This window comes from Pseudomonas sp. 1912-s (genome assembly GCF_029269205.1).
GTDB lineage: Bacteria > Pseudomonadota > Gammaproteobacteria > Pseudomonadales > Pseudomonadaceae > Aquipseudomonas.
In genome coordinates this window covers 277,059-293,693 of sequence record NZ_JARIXR010000003.1, presented here as the reverse complement: position 1 = coordinate 293,693, position 16,635 = coordinate 277,059, and the positions used below count along the sequence as shown (strand labels likewise).

The window sequence follows — 16,635 nt, the reverse complement described above, 5'->3', positions numbered from 1 at the left end:
ACGGGTGTGCGCTAAGTCTGCAATCGGCTATTCGACCACACTTGCACCTGCAGGGGCGAGCAAGCTCACCCCTGCAAGGGGGCTGGATCAACTAACGAGGGTGCCATCCAGGGTGATGGTTGCATTCAACACCTTGGACACCGGGCATCCTTCCTTGGCCTTTTTGCTCAGTTCATCGAACTGCGCCTGGCTGGCGCCCGGGATCTTCGCCTTGAGGATCAAGTGCACCGCAGTGATCGCAAAGCCGCCGTCCACCTGGTCCAGGGTCACTTCGGCCTGGGTGTCGATGCTGTCGGCCTTGAGCCCGGCGTCGCCCAGAATCATGGAAAAGGCCATGGAGAAACAGCCGGCATGGGCCGCGCCGATCAGTTCTTCAGGGTTGGTACCCTTGCCGCCTTCGAAACGAGCCTTGAAGCCGTAGGGCGCTTCGCGCAGCACGCCGGTCTCCGTGGAGATGGAACCCAGGCCAGTCTTCAGGTCGCCTTCCCAATGCGCGGATGCTTTTTTAACGATACTCATAGCGGTCTCCTCGAACGGTGGTTTTGCGTCAGTAAGGGTTCTGAGGATAGACGCCCCGGCAAAGTTCATCTTGTCGGAGAAACCTAGCGATTAAGTAGGAAATTTCACAGTCGCTATTGAATCTCGGGTATATGCCCTCATTGCATAGAACATGCACATGAAGCGGCAGGTTTTGGTTCGTCTAAGAAGCCTGCGCCCCCATTGGAGAAGCAGGCTTATGAAACCGCTGTCCGACGTTAAATTCTCGACCCTCGACCTCGTGCCCGTACGCGCCAACGGCAGTCCGGCACAGTCGCTGCGCAATTCCCTGGACTTGGCCCAGCACGTGGAAAAATTTGGCTACAACCGTTTCTGGGTGGCCGAACACCACAATATGGACGGCATCGCCAGTTCGGCGACCTCGGTGTTGCTGGGTTACCTGGCCGGCGGCACCTCGACGATCCGCGTTGGTTCCGGCGGCGTGATGCTGCCCAACCATGCGCCGCTGGTGATCGCCGAGCAGTTCGGCACCCTCGAAAGCCTGTACCCGGGCCGCATCGACCTGGGCCTTGGCCGCGCACCAGGCTCCGACCAGATGACCGCCCGCGCGCTGCGCCGTGAACGCTCCGGCAGCGCTGATGATTTCCCGGAAGACGTGGCAGAACTGATGGCCTACCTCGGCCCGCGCACCCCGGACCAGCGTGTGATCGCCGTACCCGGCACCGGCACCAATGTGCCTGTGTGGCTGCTGGGCTCGAGCCTGTTCAGTGCGCAACTGGCGGGCGAGCGCGGTTTGCCTTACGCCTTTGCCTCACATTTCGCACCGCGCCTGATGCATGAGGCGATTCGCGTCTATCGCAACCACTTCAAGCCTTCAGCCGTGCTGGACAAGCCCTACGTGATGCTCGGCATCCCGCTGGTGGCCGCCGACACCGATGAGCAAGCCGATTACCTGGCCACCTCGGTGTACCAGCGAATCCTCGCGCTGATGCGTGGGCAAAGCCTGGTGCAGCGTCCGCCGGTTAAAACCATGGACGGCCTGTGGCTGCCGCACGAGAAAGACGCCGTAGGCAGTTTCCTTGGCCTGGCGATGGTGGGCAGCCCGCAGAAAATCCGCGCCAAACTGGAAGTACTGGTGGAGCAGACCGGCGCTGATGAGCTGATCTTTACCTGCGACCTGTACGAGCACGCCGACCGGATTCATTCCTACGAGCTGCTGGCGCAGGTCATGAAGGGCTAAACCGCAGGCATAAAAAAACCGACGCACTTGCGTCGGTTTTTTACGTCTGCAACACGGGATCACCCGCGCTTGTAGGCGATTTCCTTGGTACCGGCTTCACAGCTGCCGACAACCGTGTGGTCACTAGGTGCAGCACCTTTGTCCACGATTTCCAGGGAGTAGCCCGAAGCGCCTTTAGCGTCGATTTTCGCCGCAATCTCGCTTTTCAGCTCTTCACAAGGCTTGCCCGCCGCCAGGGCTGTGCCCGCAATACTCAACAAACCTACCGCCAACAAAAAGTTCTTCATCCGTCACTTTCCTTGGGTTGATCGAAAGGAAGCATGCCGACGCTCGTCACGTCGGCATGCCTAAAGGTTGTAGCGGAGTTTATGGCAATCGGCCAGCGCGCAAGTTCAACCGGCGGGATCAACTACTGGCAATTCGGAACCCCACCTTGAGGGTGACCTGGAAGTGCGCGGCCTTGCCGTCCTTGATGTGGCCACGGGTTTCGGTCACTTCAAACCACTCCAAGTGCTTGATGCTCTTGTTGGCTTCAGCCAGGGCGTTATTGATGGCGTCCTCGATGCTGGTCGTGGAAGAGCCCACCAGTTCGACTTTCTTGTAGGTGTGATGATCACTCATAAGGTTTTTCTCCTGGATGGTTTATGAAGCCTAGCAGTGAATTCTCGTACTGCTTCTGGCGACCATTCCCACGCGAAAGTTCAGATTTACTGCACTTTCTGAAACCGCCGCAGTCGGAAACAACACACGCCACTCAATCACTCCAGGAGAGCCCACATGGCCAACACCTCTTTACGCAAAGCGTCATTGGAAAGCATGGAAGCCGAGATTTCGAGCCTGCTCAAATCTCTGGAAAGCCTCAAGGACGATGCGTCTGACGAGTCGCGCAAAACCCTGAAGGCCCTGAAAAGCAATGCCGAGAATGCCCTCAAGCATTCCCGTCACCTGATCAGCGATGCTTATGAAGAAAGCAAAGTCAAAATCCGCGAAACCGGTGTTGCAACACGGGACTACGCGCAAGAGCACCCATGGACTACCGCTGGCGTCGCCGTCGGTGCGCTGGGCCTGCTGGCTGCTTACTTGCTGTGCAAACGCGGTGACTAAACGTCCTGGCGCTCAAGCTCAGCCTTGAGCCACTGCGCCAGTTGCCGGGCGCGCCCATCCGCGGCGCGCTTGGGTAGCCACAACGCCAGTTGCGCCGGGGTTTCACTGAAACCCCACGGCGCAACCAGGCGGCCCGCTTGCAGGTCTTCTGCCACCAGCGGCTGCGGCGCAATCGCCACTCCCAGCCCTGCCACTGCCGCTTCCAGCAAATAATACAAATGTTCAAAACCCTGGCCGTACTTCAACGCGCCGGCGTCGATCCCATGGTGCTGCGCCCAGCTGGGCCAGGCTTGAGGGCGTGAGGTGGTGTGCAACAAGGCTTCATTCTGCAGCGCCTCGGCAGGCGCGTGGCGCAACCGTTCGTAGTGGGCAAAACGCGGGCTCATGACCGGGCCGATGCGCTCGCTGGCCAATTCGTACACCTGCATGTCCGCCGGCCACGGCGGCTCGGCGAACACCAACAGCGCATCCAGCCCCGGGCGGCGCGGGTCGAGGTCGCCTTCGCCCGCCGACAGGTGCAGGCGCAAATCCGGCAACTCGGCATTCAGGCGGCCCAAGCGGGGAATAAACCAGCGCGCCAGCAGGCTCCCGGAGCAGCCGAGCACAAACGGCGCGTCGGCGCTGCTTTGCGTGAGCTCTGCGCAGGTATCCCGCAAACGTTCGAAGGCCTCGAAGCTGGCGTCCCGCAGGCGGACACCGGCATCTGTGAGTTTGAGGCCGCGCCCGTCCTTGACGAACAGGCTGACGCCCAGGTGCTCTTCCAGCACCTTGAGCTGCCGGCTGACCGCGCCATGGGTGACGTGCAGTTGCTCGGCAGCCTGGCTGACGCTGTTCAAGCGTGCCGTCGCCTCGAAAGCGCGCAAGGCATTCAGTGGGGGAAGGTCTCGACTCATCTGTGAGTTTTCCTGACAGGTTGTGGCGATCTTATCGGTTTTCACCTTGAAGCGTCAGGGGTAGAGTGACCGTCATTGCCTCTTACACATTTTCTACCTGGAGCGTCCCATGACTCAGACCCAGACCGATTTACGCAACGGCCCAGATGCCAATGGCCTGTTTGGTTCGTTCGGCGGCCGCTACGTGGCGGAAACCCTGATGCCGTTGATCCTGGATCTGGCCCGCGAATACGAAGCGGCCAAGATCGATCCGGCCTTCAACGAAGAACTGGCCTACTTCCAGCGCGACTACGTCGGACGTCCAAGCCCGCTGTATTTTGCCGAACGCCTGACCGAGTACTGCGGCGGCGCCAAGATCTACCTCAAGCGCGAAGAGCTGAACCACACCGGCGCGCACAAGATTAATAACTGCATCGGCCAGATCCTGCTGGCACGGCGCATGGGCAAAAAACGCATCATCGCCGAGACCGGCGCCGGCATGCACGGTGTGGCCACGGCCACCGTCGCCGCGCGGTTTGGCCTGCAATGCGTGATCTACATGGGCACCACCGACATCGAGCGCCAGCAGGCCAACGTGTTCCGCATGAAGCTGCTGGGCGCCGAAGTGATTCCGGTCGTTGCCGGCACCGGCACCCTGAAAGACGCGATGAACGAAGCCCTGCGTGACTGGGTCACCAACGTCGACAGCACCTTCTACCTGATCGGCACCGTGGCCGGCCCGCACCCGTACCCGGCGATGGTCCGCGACTTCCAGGCCGTGATCGGCAAGGAAACCCGTACCCAGCTGCAAGCCCAGGAAGGTCGTCTGCCCGACAGCCTGGTGGCGTGCATCGGCGGCGGCTCCAACGCCATGGGCCTGTTCCACCCGTTCCTGGATGACACCAGCGTCGAAATCATCGGCGTTGAAGCGGCCGGCTACGGCATCGAAACCGGCAAGCACGCGGCCAGCCTCAACGGCGGCGTACCGGGTGTACTGCACGGCAACCGCACGTTCCTGCTGCAGGACGACGACGGCCAGATCATCGACGCCCACTCGATTTCCGCCGGCCTCGACTACCCGGGCATCGGCCCTGAACACGCCTGGTTGCATGACATCGGCCGCGTTCAGTACACCTCGGTGACCGACGACGAAGCCCTCGACGCGTTCCACAAATGCTGCCGCCTGGAAGGGATTATTCCTGCACTGGAAAGCGCCCACGCCCTGGCCGAAGTGTTCAAACGCGCACCGACCCTGCCGAAAGATCACCTGATGGTGGTGAACCTGTCCGGCCGTGGCGACAAAGACATGCAGACCGTGATGCACCATATGGAACAGTCTCAGCAGGAGAAACACTAAATGAGCCGCCTGCAAACACGTTTTGCGCAACTGAAAGAACAAAACCGCGCCGCCCTGGTGACTTTCGTCACCGCCGGCGACCCGGGTTATGACACTTCGCTGGCGATCCTCAAGGGCTTGCCGGCGGCCGGCGCCGATGTGATCGAGTTGGGCATGCCCTTCACCGACCCGATGGCCGACGGCCCGGCCATTCAACTGGCCAACATCCGCGCACTGACCGCCAAGCAGAACCTCACCAAAACCTTGCAAATGGTGCGTGAGTTCCGCAAGGACAACAGCGACACGCCGCTGGTGTTGATGGGTTACTTCAACCCGATCCACATGTACGGCGTGCCACGCTTTATCAGTGATGCGAAAGAAGCCGGCGTCGACGGCCTGATCGTGGTCGACATGCCGCCCGAGCATAACGGCGAACTGTGCGACCCGGCCCAGGCTGCCGGTATCGACTTCATCCGCCTGACCACGCCGACCACCGACGACGTACGCCTGCCGACCGTGCTCAACGGCAGCTCCGGGTTTGTGTACTACGTGTCGGTGGCCGGTGTGACCGGTGCCGGTGCCGCGACCCTGGAACACGTCGAAGAAGCCGTGACCCGTCTGCGTCGCCATACCGACCTGCCGATCAGCATCGGTTTTGGTATCCGTACCCCGGAGCAGGCCGCTGCAATCGCCCGCCTGGCAGACGGTGTGGTGGTGGGTTCGGCGCTGATCGATCACATCGCCAACGCCAGCAACGATCAGCAGGCCATCGACGGTGTATTGACCCTGTGTTCGGCGCTGTCGGAAGGTGTGCGCAACGCCCGTAAGTAAGCGGCTCGTAAGCGATAGGTAAAGTTCCTGATACAGAGGAATCATGCTGGCAAATCAGTACCTAAGCTAACAAGACCAAGGGATTTCGAACGTGGTTCGAAATCCCTTTTTTGTTCGTGCAGTACTGAGGAAGCAGCCCCATGAAAATCCCCAAACGCTTGATCGCAGGTGTAGGCGTGCTGGTGCTCGGCGCCAGTGCCCTGGTGCAAGCGGCACCGTATGACCAAGGTGGCGGTCCTGACCGTGGCGGCCCCCAGGGCCAACAAAACGATCACCGTGGCGATGACCGTCGCGGGCCGCAGGACAACCACCGTGGCGGGCCTCCTCAGGACTTCGGCCCGGTACGGCAAGTGATCCGCGATAACCACGGCGACTTCCGCCGTGGCGCGCCGCCGCCTCCGGGTATCCATCTGGTGCGCGGCCAGCGCCTGCCGCCGAACTACTATGGTGAGCGTCTGGACCCAAGGGCGCTGGGCCATCTGCCGCAATACCCGGGCTACGAATGGCGCCGTTCGGGCGGGGACATCGTGTTGATCGCGGTGGGCACCAGCATCGTCTATCAGATTCTGGATGGCGCGCTGTACTAGAGCCGGACTGCTTTTGTGGCGAGGGAGCTTGCTCCCGCTGGGCTGCGCAGCGGCCCCAAAATCATGGGAGCGCTGCGCACTCCAGCGGGAGCAAGCTCCCTCGCCACAGCAAGCTCCCTCGCCACAGATACTTATCAGTCGTCTAAAGTTCGATACGCTCGACCTTGCCCACCAGCAAGATGTACGAAAGCGCCCCCAGCAACGCCAGCACCGCGATATACGTGATCGCCGGCGCAAACGAATCCCCGGTGGCCAGAAAGCCAATCACAATCGGTGTGGTAATCGCCGACAGATTGCCGATGAAATTGAACACCCCGCCCGTCAGCCCCAGCAGCCTTGCCGGCGCCAGGGTCGACACCAGCGACCAGGTGATCGACGCCAGCCCATTGCCGAAAAACGCCACCGCCAGAAAGGCAATGACCCACGCCGTGGAGTCAACAAAGTTGGCGCCAATGATCGCCGTGGAAATCAACAACCCGCCAATGATCGGCAACTTGCGCGCGAAGCCCACCGATGTTCCCCGGCGAATCAGCCAGTCAGAAAACAACCCCGAACACAGCACGCCGACAAACGCCGCGAGAAACGGCAGCGACGCCAGCAGGCCGGACTTGATGAAGTCCATGCCGCGATATTTCACCAGGTAGGTCGGGAACCACGTCAGGAAAAACCACAGCGTGGAGTTCAGGCAGAACTGCCCCAGGTAGATCCCCCACAGCTTGCGCTTGCTCAGCACGATGCCGAGGTCGACCCAACTGAACGGGGCCTTGGCCGCCTGCGCTTGAATGTCCACCAACCCGCCGCCTGCGCGAATCAGCTCGATTTCCGCCGCATTGGCGCCCTTGAAATCCCGTGGCTCGCGGTACACCGCGTACCAGATCAACGCCCACACAATGCCCACGCCGCCGGTGGCGACAAACACCATGTGCCAGCCAAAGGTGTGTTGCAGCCAGGCCAGCACCGGCGTGAGAAACGCCAGCCCGACAAACTGCCCGGAGGTGTAGACCCCAATCGCCGTGGCCCGCTCACGCTCGGGAAACCAGGTGGTGACCACGCGGCTGTTGATCGGGTAAGCCGGGGCTTCGAGGGCGCCCACCGCCATGCGCAATACGAACAGCGCGATAAAGCTGGCGGCAAAGCCGAGCATCACCGTGGCGATTGACCACAGCAGCAGGGCAACGCTGTAGAGAATACGCGGCGGCACCCGGTCCACCAGCCAGCCACCGGGGATTTGCATGGCAGCGTAGGTCCAGCCGAACGCGGAGAAAATCAGCCCGACATGCACCGGGTCAATCCCCAGCTCGCTGGTCAGGGCCGGGGCGGCAATCGACAGGTTGCTGCGGTCCAGGTAGTTGATCACTACCGTGATGAACAGTAGCACCATGATGAAGAAACGCTTTCGGCTGGGCGTGACTAAAGAAGCCTGCCCGGTGAAGGACTCGGATTGCATGGGGGTTGCCTCTTCTTATGGTTATTGAGGACAGGTCTTACTGAAGAAACATCGGTTCATGTGGGAGCTGGCTTGCCTGCTCCTACAGAGACCGTGTTCCGTCAGGAATAAAGACTTACCACTCCGCAAAACTGCCATCGGCATGGCGCCAGATCGGGTTGCGCCAGCGGTGCCCGATGGCCGCGCGCTCAATCACGTATTCCTCGTTGATCTCGATGCCCAGGCCCGGCCCGTTGGGGATCTTCACAAAGCCCTGGTCATAGTCGAAAACGCCCGGGTCGCGCACGTAATCCAGCAGGTCGTTGCTCTCGTTGTAGTGAATGCCCAGGCTCTGCTCCTGGATGAACGCGTTGTAGCAAACCGCGTCCAGCTGCAGGCACGCCGCCAGGGCAATCGGGCCGAGCGGGCAGTGCAGGGCGAGGGCCACGTCGTAGGCTTCGGCCATGTTGGCGATCTTGCGGGTTTCGGTGATACCGCCGGCGTGGGACGCATCCGGCTGGATGATGTCGACGTAGCCTTCGCTGAGCACGCGCTTGAAATCCCAGCGCGAGAACAATCGCTCGCCGAGGGCAATCGGGGTGCTGGTGAGCGGCGCCAGCTCTTTCAGCGCTTCGTAGTTTTCGCTGAGCACCGGCTCTTCGATAAACATCAGTTTGTAGGGGTCGAGTTCCTTCATCAGCACCTTGGCCATGGGCTTGTGCACCCGGCCATGGAAGTCGACGCCGATGCCCACGTTCGGGCCTACCGCATCACGCACGGCGGCCACGTTGGCCAGGGCCTGGTCGACTTTTTCGAAGCTGTCGAGAAATTGCAGTTCTTCGGTGCCGTTCATTTTGACGGCGGTAAAACCACGGGCCACGGCTTCCTTGGCGGCGCGGGCGGTGTCTGCCGGGCGGTCGCCACCGATCCACGAGTACACGCGGATCTTGTCGCGCACCTGGCCACCCAGCAGGTCGCTGACCGAGACACCGAGGGCCTTGCCCTTGATGTCCCACAGCGCCTGGTCGATACCGGCGAGGGCGCTCATATGGATCGCGCCGCCACGGTAAAAACCGCCGCGGTAGAGCACGGTCCAGATGTCTTCGATATTGCGTGGGTCTTTGCCGATCAAGTAGTCGGAAAGCTCTTCGACGGCGGCCGCCACGGTGTGGGCGCGGCCCTCGACCACAGGCTCGCCCCAACCGGTCACGCCCTGGTCGGTTTCAACCTTGAGGAAGCACCAGCGCGGCGGGACGATGAAGGTGGTCAGTTTGGTGATTTTCATCTTCTTATCTCTCTTGTAGATGGAGAACGCTGGTCAGCCCAGGGCATTCCAGGCTGCGACGTAGGCCTGGGCGTTGCTGGCAACCTGGTCGACGCTCATGCCCGGCTTGAATAACCCGGAGCCCAGGCCGAAGCCTTTGACGCCCGCGTCGAAAAATACCTGCATGTTGTCCGGGGTGATGCCGCCCACCGGCAGCAGCACCGTGCCCGCGGGCAGTACCGCGAGCCAGGCCTTGACCACCGCCGGGCCCATTTGCTCGGCCGGGAACAGCTTCAGCACGTCGGCGCCTTCAGCCAGCGCGGCAAACGCTTCGGTCGGGGTGGCCACACCTGGCGACAGGTACAGGCCCGCGGCCTTGGCAGCCCGCAGCACCTTGGCGTCACTGTGGGGCATGACGATCACTTGGCCGCCGGCGGCTTTGACTTGATGGACCTGCTCCGGGGTCAGCACGGTGCCGGCGCCGATCAGGCAATCGGCGGGCAGGCTGTCCCGCAGGATACGGATGCTGGTGTAGGGATCCGGCGAGTTGAGCGGTACTTCGATGACCCTGAAGCCCGCCTTGTACAACACCTCGCCGATCGCCAATGCCTCATCCGGTCGCAGGCCGCGCAGGATCGCGATCAAACCGTTGTGTGTCAGTGCTTGCTTGAGCATGTCGGGCCTCTCGTCAGGTTGCAGGCAGCAGCCCCGCCGCCATGGCCAGTTGCCAAAGGCCACGTTCGGTAGCCTCCTGCGCCAGGGTCACGTGGGGGAAGCCGCAGAGTTGGAGTGCACGCTGGTAGCGGGTGCAGAGTTGGGTTGCGCCCACCAGGACGATGTCGCGCTGTCGGGAAGGCTGGCGGGTACGCAGGCCCATGAGTTCGTGGCCGATCAGCAGGCCGGACAAATAGTCCGGCTGCTCGTCCGGCGCCAGCTCGCCGGTCAGGCCCAGGGTGCGGGCGCTGAACAAGGTCGATAACAGGCCGGCCTGGCCGTCTGTCGACTGCGCCACCTGGACGCCGCGATCAAAAGCCGCCGCCTGGAACTGTTCGGAAGGGCGTTGGGTTCGCCCCAAAATGCTGTGTTGGCTGAGCACGGCGAACAGCTCGCCGGTCATGAAGGTGTCGAAGTGGGTGATGCAGCCTTCCACCACGTCCACCCACTTGGAATGGCTGCCCGGCAGGCCGATCAAGACGTCGCGCCCGTTCGTCGCCGGCAGGCTTTGCAACACGCCGAGCACCTGGGTTTCTTCGCCGCGCATCACGTTGGGCAACGCGCCACGTTGAATCACGCCAGGCACGATGTGCACCAGAGCGCCGCGCAAGCTGCGCACACCCTGCAGCGCCTGGCCGAGGGTGGAAACATCCGCCGGGGTGTCGCGGTAAGCCGCCTCGCTCCAGCCCTGGGCGCTGCCGACCATGCCGCAGGCGATGACGGGGAGGCCGGGCTGGGCGTCGAGCCAGTCACCGCAGGCCGCGTCGAATGCCAACTCGAAGCCGTTACTGCTGCGAACACCGGCAATGTCCCGGGGTTCGGTGGGCAAGTGCATGATCCCCGACGCCAGGGCACGTCGTTCGATCACGACGCCTGCCGGGCCGAGCTTATAAGCACGAAGGGAACTGGTTCCCCAATCGAGCGCGATCAATTGCGCCTGCATCGCTTCACCTGAGTGTTCTGAGCGGATGAGGCGAATATAAACCCAAGACCGTTAAAGTCTCAATATATAAATATCAATCCCATATATAGGGAATACGAGCACTCAGAATATCGACAAGTCCAGCGTGCGCATCGCCCCCATCCAGATCGCGTGTTCGGTGTGGTCCTTGAGGTCATCGCCGGTGGTGGGGTGCAGGAACACCACCAGGCCGTTGCGGTTGAGTGCCAGCCACGGCAACACGACGCCGATGTATTCCGGGTCGAACGCCAACTGGCAGCTCCAGTCCGGGTGTGGGCCCACCGGGCGCTCATGCACCCGGCCCATGCGCAGCGGGAACATTTGCGCGGCGTCTTCGCAGAGTTTGCGCGCCTGATCGATCGTGTTGGCGTCAAAGTAGATGTGGGCGTGGTAGCCCTTGATACGTTGCATGACAGGCTCCGGGCTCAATGATCGGCAAATCCTAGACCGCAATGGACGGCAGGGCCAGACCGGTCAGCGATTGTGCGCTGCTGGCCTGCTCGGCCATCAGCCAGTCGACGAAACGCTCGATCAACTGGCTGCGACGTTTGCGCTGAGGCAGCACCACGTAATAGCCGAAACGCGAGATCACCGTGTCGCCAATCGGCCGGCACAGCCACTTTTGCTCCAGCAAGTTATCCACAAGGTGGCGCCAGCCGATGGCCACGCCCTGGCCGGCAATCGCCGCCTGGATCAACAAGGTGTAGTTGTCGAAACGCAGTTGGCCCGGAGTGGGCGCCGTGGTGATGCCCAGTTCGCGGAACACGCCGTTCCAGTCGAACCACTGGTTATTGTTTTGCTGGCGCAGGTGCAGCAAGGGAAACTCCAGCAGGCTTTGCACCGGCAGCGGCGCGTCGCGGCCCTGAATGAGCTGCGGGCTGCACACCGGGAACACTTCCTCGTTGAACAGCCAATGACTGTCGCCCTGTTTGAAGCGGCCATCACCGAACAGCACCGCCACATCAATATCGCTGCGCAACGTGGCGTGATTGCGTTCGCTGGTGACCAGGCTCACGTCCACCTGCGGGTTGGCTTCATGGAAGCGGTGCAGGCGTGGCATCAGCCAATACGCGGCGAAGGCAAAGTCTGTCGCCACCTGCAGGACTTCGTGCTGGTCCTGCTCGGCAATCGCACTCAGGCCCTGGTTGATGCTCTGTAGACCAGCCTGCACCTGCTCGAACAACAGGGCGCCCGCGTCGGTCAACTCGATGCCCCGGTAAATGCGATCAAACAGCCGCACCTTCAGCTGTTCTTCCAAACGCTTGATCTGCTGGCTGATGGCCGGCTGGGTGGTGCCCAGCTCCATCGCCGCCGCCGTAAAGCTGCGTTGGCGCGCAGCGGCTTCAAACGCGCGCAGCAGATCGAGTGACAGGTGACCGAGGGATTCATACATAAGCTGTGCTTATCCTAGACATTGCTTCTCATGGGCTTTACCAAGATTTCCATGGCCTGCATGCTCATTCGCATAAACGTTGACTATGGAATGCCGCGAAACCATGAAGCGCAAGAACATTCTTTTCATCATGGCCGATCAAATGGCCGCGCCGATGCTTCCGTTCTACGGTCCTTCGCCTGTCAAACTGCCGAACTTGAGCCGCCTCGCCGCTGAAGGCGTGGTGTTCGACGCCGCTTACTGCAACAGCCCGCTGTGCGCACCCTCGCGCTTTACCCTGGTGAGCGGCCAGTTGCCGAGCAAGATCGGCGCCTACGACAACGCAGCCGATTTCCCCGCCGACGTGCCGACCTATGCCCACTACCTGCGTCGCCTCGGCTACCGCACGGCGCTGTCGGGCAAGATGCACTTTTGCGGCCCCGACCAACTCCACGGTTATGAAGAGCGCCTGACCAGCGATATCTACCCGGCCGACTATGGCTGGGCAGTGAACTGGGATGAACCGGACGTGCGTCCCACCTGGTACCACAACATGGCGTCGGTGCTGCAAGCCGGGCCGTGCGTGCGTACCAACCAGCTGGATTTCGACGAAGAAGTGGTGTTCAAGGCCCAGCAATACCTGTTCGACCATATCCGCGAGGACGGCGAGCAGCCGTTCTGCCTGACCGTCTCCATGACGCACCCACACGACCCGTACACCATTCCCAAGCCGTTCTGGGACCTGTACGACGACAACGACATCCCGTTGCCCACAACCCCGCCACAGGCAGACCTGGATCCGCACTCCCAGCGCCTGCTCAAGGTCTACGACCTGTGGGACAAGCCGCTGCCGGTGAACAAGATCCGCGATGCGCGCCGCGCCTACTTCGGCGCGTGCAGCTACATCGACAGCAACGTCGGCAAGCTCCTGCAAACCCTGGAAGACACGGGCCTGGCCGACGACACCATCATCATCTTCTCCGGTGACCACGGCGACATGCTCGGCGAGCGCGGGCTCTGGTACAAAATGCACTGGTTTGAAATGGCCGCCCGGGTGCCGCTGCTGATCAGCGCGCCGGGGCAGTTTGCCGCCGGCCGCGTGACGGCCGCCGTGTCCACCGCCGACCTGCTGCCGACCCTGGTGGAGCTGGCCGGCGGCGAACTCGACGCCAACCTGCCGCTGGACGGCCGCTCGCTGGTCTCGCACTTGCAAGGGCAGGGCGGGCACGACGAGGTGTTCGGCGAATACATGGCCGAGGGCACCATCAGCCCGCTGATGATGATTCGCCGTGGCGCCTACAAGTTCATCTACAGCGAGGACGACCCTTGCCTGTTGTTCGATGTACACAACGACCCGCACGAGCGGGAAAACCTCAGCCAGTCACCGGAACACCGGCCACTGTTCGAGGCGTTTTTGAGTGAGGCGCGGGCCAAATGGGACATCCCGGCGATCCACCAGCAGGTGCTCGCCAGCCAACGCCGTCGGCGCCTGGTGTTCGAGGCGCTGACCCAAGGCAAGCTGAAGAGCTGGGACCACCAGCCACTGGTAGACGCCAGTCAGCAATACATGCGCAACCACATCGACCTCGACGATCTGGAGCGCAAGGCACGTTTTCCACAACCCTGCCAAAACCAATAAAACTGAGGGGAAGGCCATGCAAAAGTTATCCACCGTGTTGAGCGTTGCGCTGCTGGCACTGAGCAGTGCCGGCGCCTACGCGGACTCAAGCTGCGACACCGTGAAGATGGCCGATCCGGGCTGGAGCGATATCGCCGCGACCAATGCCATTACCGGTTTTTTGCTGAACGGCATGGGCTACAAGGCCAAGGTCGACACCCTCGCGGTGCCGATCACATTTGGCGGGCTCAAGGACGGCCAGGTGGATGTGTTCCTGGGTAACTGGATGCCGGCGCAGCAGGGCTTCTACGACAAGTTCGTGGCCAATGGCGATGTGGTGCAACTGGCGAAAAACCTCGACGGCACCGAGTTCACCCTCGCCGTGCCGGACTACGTGTGGGACGCCGGGGTGCATGACTTTGCCGACCTGAACACGTTTGCCGACAAGTTCGACAAGAAGATCTATGGCATCGGCTCGGGTGCGCCGGCGAATATCTCGCTGCAGGAAATCATCAAGAAGAACGACTTTGACCTGGGCCAGTGGAAGCTGATCGAGTCCAGCGAACAGGCGATGCTGGCGGAAGTGTCGCGAGCGGTGAAGAAGCAGAAGTTCGTGACCTTCCTCGGCTGGACGCCGCACCCGATGAACGTGCAGCTGAAGATGCATTACCTCAAGGGCGGGGAAAAGTACTTTGGTGACACCGGCAGCGTGTATACGTTGACCCGCAAGGGCTATGCGCAGGCGTGCCCGAATGTGGGCAAATTGCTGACCAACCTGAGCTTCACCCAGGAGATGGAGAACGCCATCATGGCTGAGGTGGTGAACAAGAAGGTCAGTAATGCCGAGGCGGCGAAGGCGTGGATCAAGGCGAATCCGGCAGTGCTGGACAAGTGGCTCGATGGGGTTAAAACCGTCGATGGGCAGGAGGCGCTGGCCGCTGTAAAAGCCAAGCTCTAACGGCTGACGCCGCACCCTGTGGGAGCCGGGCTTGCCCGCGATAGCATCACCGCGGTGTCCCTGTAGGACCGAGGCGCCTGCATCGCGGGCAAGCCCGGCTCCCACAGTCAGCGGACTCCCACAGTCCGGCGTTTGTCCTGATACCCTGATTCAAACCTATCAATCCGAGCCCCAAATGCCCTGGCCCAACCGCCATACACTCTTCCCCTTCCTCAACTGGCTCCCGCGCCAAACCCGCGCCAGCGTCGGGCGAGACGCGATCGTCGGCCTGAGCGGTGCAGTCCTGGCGTTACCGCAATCCATTGCCTACGCGCTGATCGCCGGGCTCCCACCGGAATACGGCCTGTACGCTGCAATCATCCCCGTACTGATCGCCTGCTTGTGGGGCTCCTCCTGGCACCTGATCTGCGGCCCCACGGCGGCGATTTCCATCGTGCTCTACGCCAGCGTCAGCCCGCTGGCGGTGCCCGGCTCCCAGGACTACATCACGCTGATCCTGTTGCTGACCTTCCTGGCCGGCGTCTTCCAATGGCTACTGGGCATGCTGCGCTTCGGCGCCCTGGTGAATTTCGTCTCGCATTCGGTTGTGCTCGGCTTCACCCTTGGCGCCGCAGTAGTGATCGCCCTGGGCCAACTGCCCAACTTGCTGGGGCTGGACCTTCCGAGCCAGGCCACGGCGATCAACAGCCTGCTGGCGCTGATCAACCATGCAGGGGAGTGGAGTCATCCTTCCCTGGCGCTCGGGCTCGGAACCTTGCTGGCAGGAATACTGCTCAAGCTCTGGGTACCGCGCTGGCCCACGCTATTGATCGCATTAGCCCTGGGCAGCCTCGTGCCGTGGCTGTGGCCGGCGATGTTCGGGCAGGTGGCGCTGGTCAGTTCATTTGTTGGCAAGCTGCCGCCGTTCAGCCCGCTGCCGATGGACCTGGACATGGTCCTGCGACTGCTGCCAAGCGCAGTGGCCGTGGGCATGCTGGGGCTGGTGACCAGCCTGTCGATTGCGCGCTCGTTGTCGGCTCGCTCCCAGCAATTGCTCGATGCGAATCAGGAAGTGCGCGCCCAGGGTTTATCCAACATCGTTGGCGGATTTTTCTCCGGGTACTTGTCGGCGGGTTCCTTCACACGGTCGGGCCTGAGTTACGAGGCAGGCGCCTGTTCGCCGCTGGCGGGGGTGTTTTCCGCGCTGTGGGTGGCGCTGTTTGCGCTGTTCGGCGCAGCATTGATCGCGCATATTCCGATCCCGAGCATGGCCGCGAGCATCCTGCTGATTTGCTGGGGGTTGGTGGACCATCGTGGTATTCGGGCGTTGTTCCGGGTCAGCCGTGCGGAGTTCGTGGTGATGAGCCTGACCTGCATCGCCACGCTGTTGCTGGAGCTGCAAACGGCGATTTACGCCGGGGTGCTGGCGTCGTTGTTTTTCTACCTCAAGCGCACCTCGCAGCCGCGGGTCCAGCAATGGCGGGACGGTGAGGACGATGTGCTGCGAGTCGGCGGGTCGATCTTTTTCGGCGCAAGCCATTACCTGCAAGTGCGGCTGCAAAGCCTCCACGGCCAGCGCGTGGTGATCGAGGCGCAGCAGATCAACTTTATCGACTATTCCGGGGTGGAGATGCTGCACCAGGAGGCGCGCCGATTGAACGGATTGGGGCGCAGCCTGGCGTTGCGCAAGGCCCGGCCACAGGTGGTGGAGGATTTGAAGAAACTGGAAGGGGCCGACCAATGCCCCATCCATTTCGAAGACTGAGCACGGTTAAAACTGTAGGAGCTGGCTTGCCTGCGATAGCGGTGTATCAGTGCCAAGTGTGTAGCTGACCCACCGCTATCGCAGGCAAGCCAGCTCCCACATTTGGATTT

The 16,635-nt window shown here is 61.9% G+C and carries 18 protein-coding genes; 8 read left to right on the top strand and 10 right to left on the bottom strand.

Annotation, left to right across the window (positions count from 1 at the left end; translation table 11 throughout):
• Positions 1 to 87 precede the first annotated feature (87 nt).
• Positions 88 to 519 (bottom strand): OsmC family protein, encoded by a 432-nt coding sequence (locus P3C29_RS06025; RefSeq protein ID WP_010168580.1) that lies wholly within the window; start codon positions 517 to 519, stop codon positions 88 to 90.
• Between the two features lie 217 nt (positions 520 to 736).
• Here P3C29_RS06025 and P3C29_RS06020 point away from each other — a divergent pair, with 217 nt between their 5' ends.
• Entirely contained in the window at positions 737 to 1,738 is a 1,002-nt protein-coding gene (locus P3C29_RS06020) for an LLM class flavin-dependent oxidoreductase (protein ID WP_010168579.1), read from the top strand.
• Between the two features lie 59 nt (positions 1,739 to 1,797).
• Here P3C29_RS06020 and P3C29_RS06015 read toward each other — a convergent pair whose 3' ends face one another.
• The gene (locus P3C29_RS06015) at positions 1,798 to 2,025 is read right to left on the bottom strand and encodes a DUF1161 domain-containing protein (protein ID WP_003214893.1); all 228 of its coding nucleotides are present in this window, start codon (positions 2,023 to 2,025) and stop codon (positions 1,798 to 1,800) included.
• Between the two features lie 118 nt (positions 2,026 to 2,143).
• Positions 2,144 to 2,359, bottom strand: a complete 216-nt coding sequence (locus P3C29_RS06010) for a dodecin (RefSeq protein ID WP_005783406.1) — start codon at positions 2,357 to 2,359, stop codon at positions 2,144 to 2,146.
• 156 nt (positions 2,360 to 2,515) lie between these two features.
• Here P3C29_RS06010 and P3C29_RS06005 point away from each other — a divergent pair, with 156 nt between their 5' ends.
• Positions 2,516 to 2,842: a DUF883 family protein gene (locus P3C29_RS06005; protein WP_003170746.1), complete on the top strand. Its 327-nt coding sequence runs from the start codon at positions 2,516 to 2,518 to the stop codon at positions 2,840 to 2,842.
• On the opposite strand, the gene P3C29_RS06000 is transcribed toward P3C29_RS06005, so the two are convergent.
• Positions 2,839 to 3,735: a LysR family transcriptional regulator gene (locus P3C29_RS06000; RefSeq protein WP_275964085.1), complete on the bottom strand. Its 897-nt coding sequence runs from the start codon at positions 3,733 to 3,735 to the stop codon at positions 2,839 to 2,841. The two genes, P3C29_RS06005 and P3C29_RS06000, sit on opposite strands and share 4 nt — an antisense overlap.
• 109 nt (positions 3,736 to 3,844) lie before the next feature.
• Here P3C29_RS06000 and trpB point away from each other — a divergent pair, with 109 nt between their 5' ends.
• From trpB to P3C29_RS05985, 3 genes are all read left to right on the top strand, one after another.
• Positions 3,845 to 5,071: a tryptophan synthase subunit beta gene (gene trpB / locus P3C29_RS05995; protein WP_275964084.1), complete on the top strand. Its 1,227-nt coding sequence runs from the start codon at positions 3,845 to 3,847 to the stop codon at positions 5,069 to 5,071.
• Positions 5,072 to 5,881 (top strand): tryptophan synthase subunit alpha, encoded by an 810-nt coding sequence (gene trpA, locus P3C29_RS05990; protein ID WP_010168557.1) that lies wholly within the window; start codon positions 5,072 to 5,074, stop codon positions 5,879 to 5,881. It abuts the gene before it with no gap.
• A 140-nt stretch (positions 5,882 to 6,021) separates the two neighbouring features.
• The gene (locus tag P3C29_RS05985) at positions 6,022 to 6,468 is read left to right on the top strand and encodes an anti-virulence regulator CigR family protein (RefSeq protein ID WP_010168555.1); all 447 of its coding nucleotides are present in this window, start codon (positions 6,022 to 6,024) and stop codon (positions 6,466 to 6,468) included.
• 142 nt (positions 6,469 to 6,610) lie between these two features.
• Here the strand turns inward: P3C29_RS05985 and P3C29_RS05980 are convergent, their stop codons facing one another.
• From P3C29_RS05980 to P3C29_RS05955, 6 genes are all read right to left on the bottom strand, one after another.
• Positions 6,611 to 7,915, bottom strand: a complete 1,305-nt coding sequence (locus tag P3C29_RS05980; RefSeq protein WP_169386736.1) for an MFS transporter — start codon at positions 7,913 to 7,915, stop codon at positions 6,611 to 6,613.
• A gap of 115 nt (positions 7,916 to 8,030) precedes the next feature.
• Complete coding sequence (gene dgoD, locus P3C29_RS05975; RefSeq protein ID WP_003213645.1) at positions 8,031 to 9,179, bottom strand: galactonate dehydratase; 1,149 nt, start codon at positions 9,177 to 9,179, stop codon at positions 8,031 to 8,033.
• 33 nt (positions 9,180 to 9,212) lie between these two features.
• The gene (locus tag P3C29_RS05970; RefSeq protein ID WP_201125790.1) at positions 9,213 to 9,833 is read right to left on the bottom strand and encodes a 2-dehydro-3-deoxy-6-phosphogalactonate aldolase; all 621 of its coding nucleotides are present in this window, start codon (positions 9,831 to 9,833) and stop codon (positions 9,213 to 9,215) included.
• 13 nt (positions 9,834 to 9,846) lie between these two features.
• Positions 9,847 to 10,815: a 2-dehydro-3-deoxygalactonokinase gene (locus P3C29_RS05965; protein ID WP_275964083.1), complete on the bottom strand. Its 969-nt coding sequence runs from the start codon at positions 10,813 to 10,815 to the stop codon at positions 9,847 to 9,849.
• Positions 10,816 to 10,917: 102 nt separating this feature from the next.
• Positions 10,918 to 11,244, bottom strand: a complete 327-nt coding sequence (locus P3C29_RS05960; RefSeq protein ID WP_010168549.1) for a DOPA 4,5-dioxygenase family protein — start codon at positions 11,242 to 11,244, stop codon at positions 10,918 to 10,920.
• Positions 11,245 to 11,275: 31 nt separating this feature from the next.
• Complete coding sequence (locus P3C29_RS05955) at positions 11,276 to 12,226, bottom strand: LysR family transcriptional regulator (protein ID WP_275964082.1); 951 nt, start codon at positions 12,224 to 12,226, stop codon at positions 11,276 to 11,278.
• Positions 12,227 to 12,329: 103 nt separating this feature from the next.
• Between P3C29_RS05955 and betC the strand changes: the two genes are divergently transcribed.
• From betC to P3C29_RS05940, 3 genes are all read left to right on the top strand, one after another.
• Complete coding sequence (betC, locus tag P3C29_RS05950; RefSeq protein WP_275964081.1) at positions 12,330 to 13,844, top strand: choline-sulfatase; 1,515 nt, start codon at positions 12,330 to 12,332, stop codon at positions 13,842 to 13,844.
• Positions 13,845 to 13,860: 16 nt separating this feature from the next.
• On the top strand, positions 13,861 to 14,781 hold the full coding sequence (choX, locus tag P3C29_RS05945; RefSeq protein WP_275964080.1) for a choline ABC transporter substrate-binding protein: 921 nt from the start codon (positions 13,861 to 13,863) through the stop codon (positions 14,779 to 14,781).
• A 175-nt stretch (positions 14,782 to 14,956) separates the two neighbouring features.
• Positions 14,957 to 16,525: a SulP family inorganic anion transporter gene (locus P3C29_RS05940; RefSeq protein ID WP_275964079.1), complete on the top strand. Its 1,569-nt coding sequence runs from the start codon at positions 14,957 to 14,959 to the stop codon at positions 16,523 to 16,525.
• Positions 16,526 to 16,635: the final 110 nt, after the last annotated feature.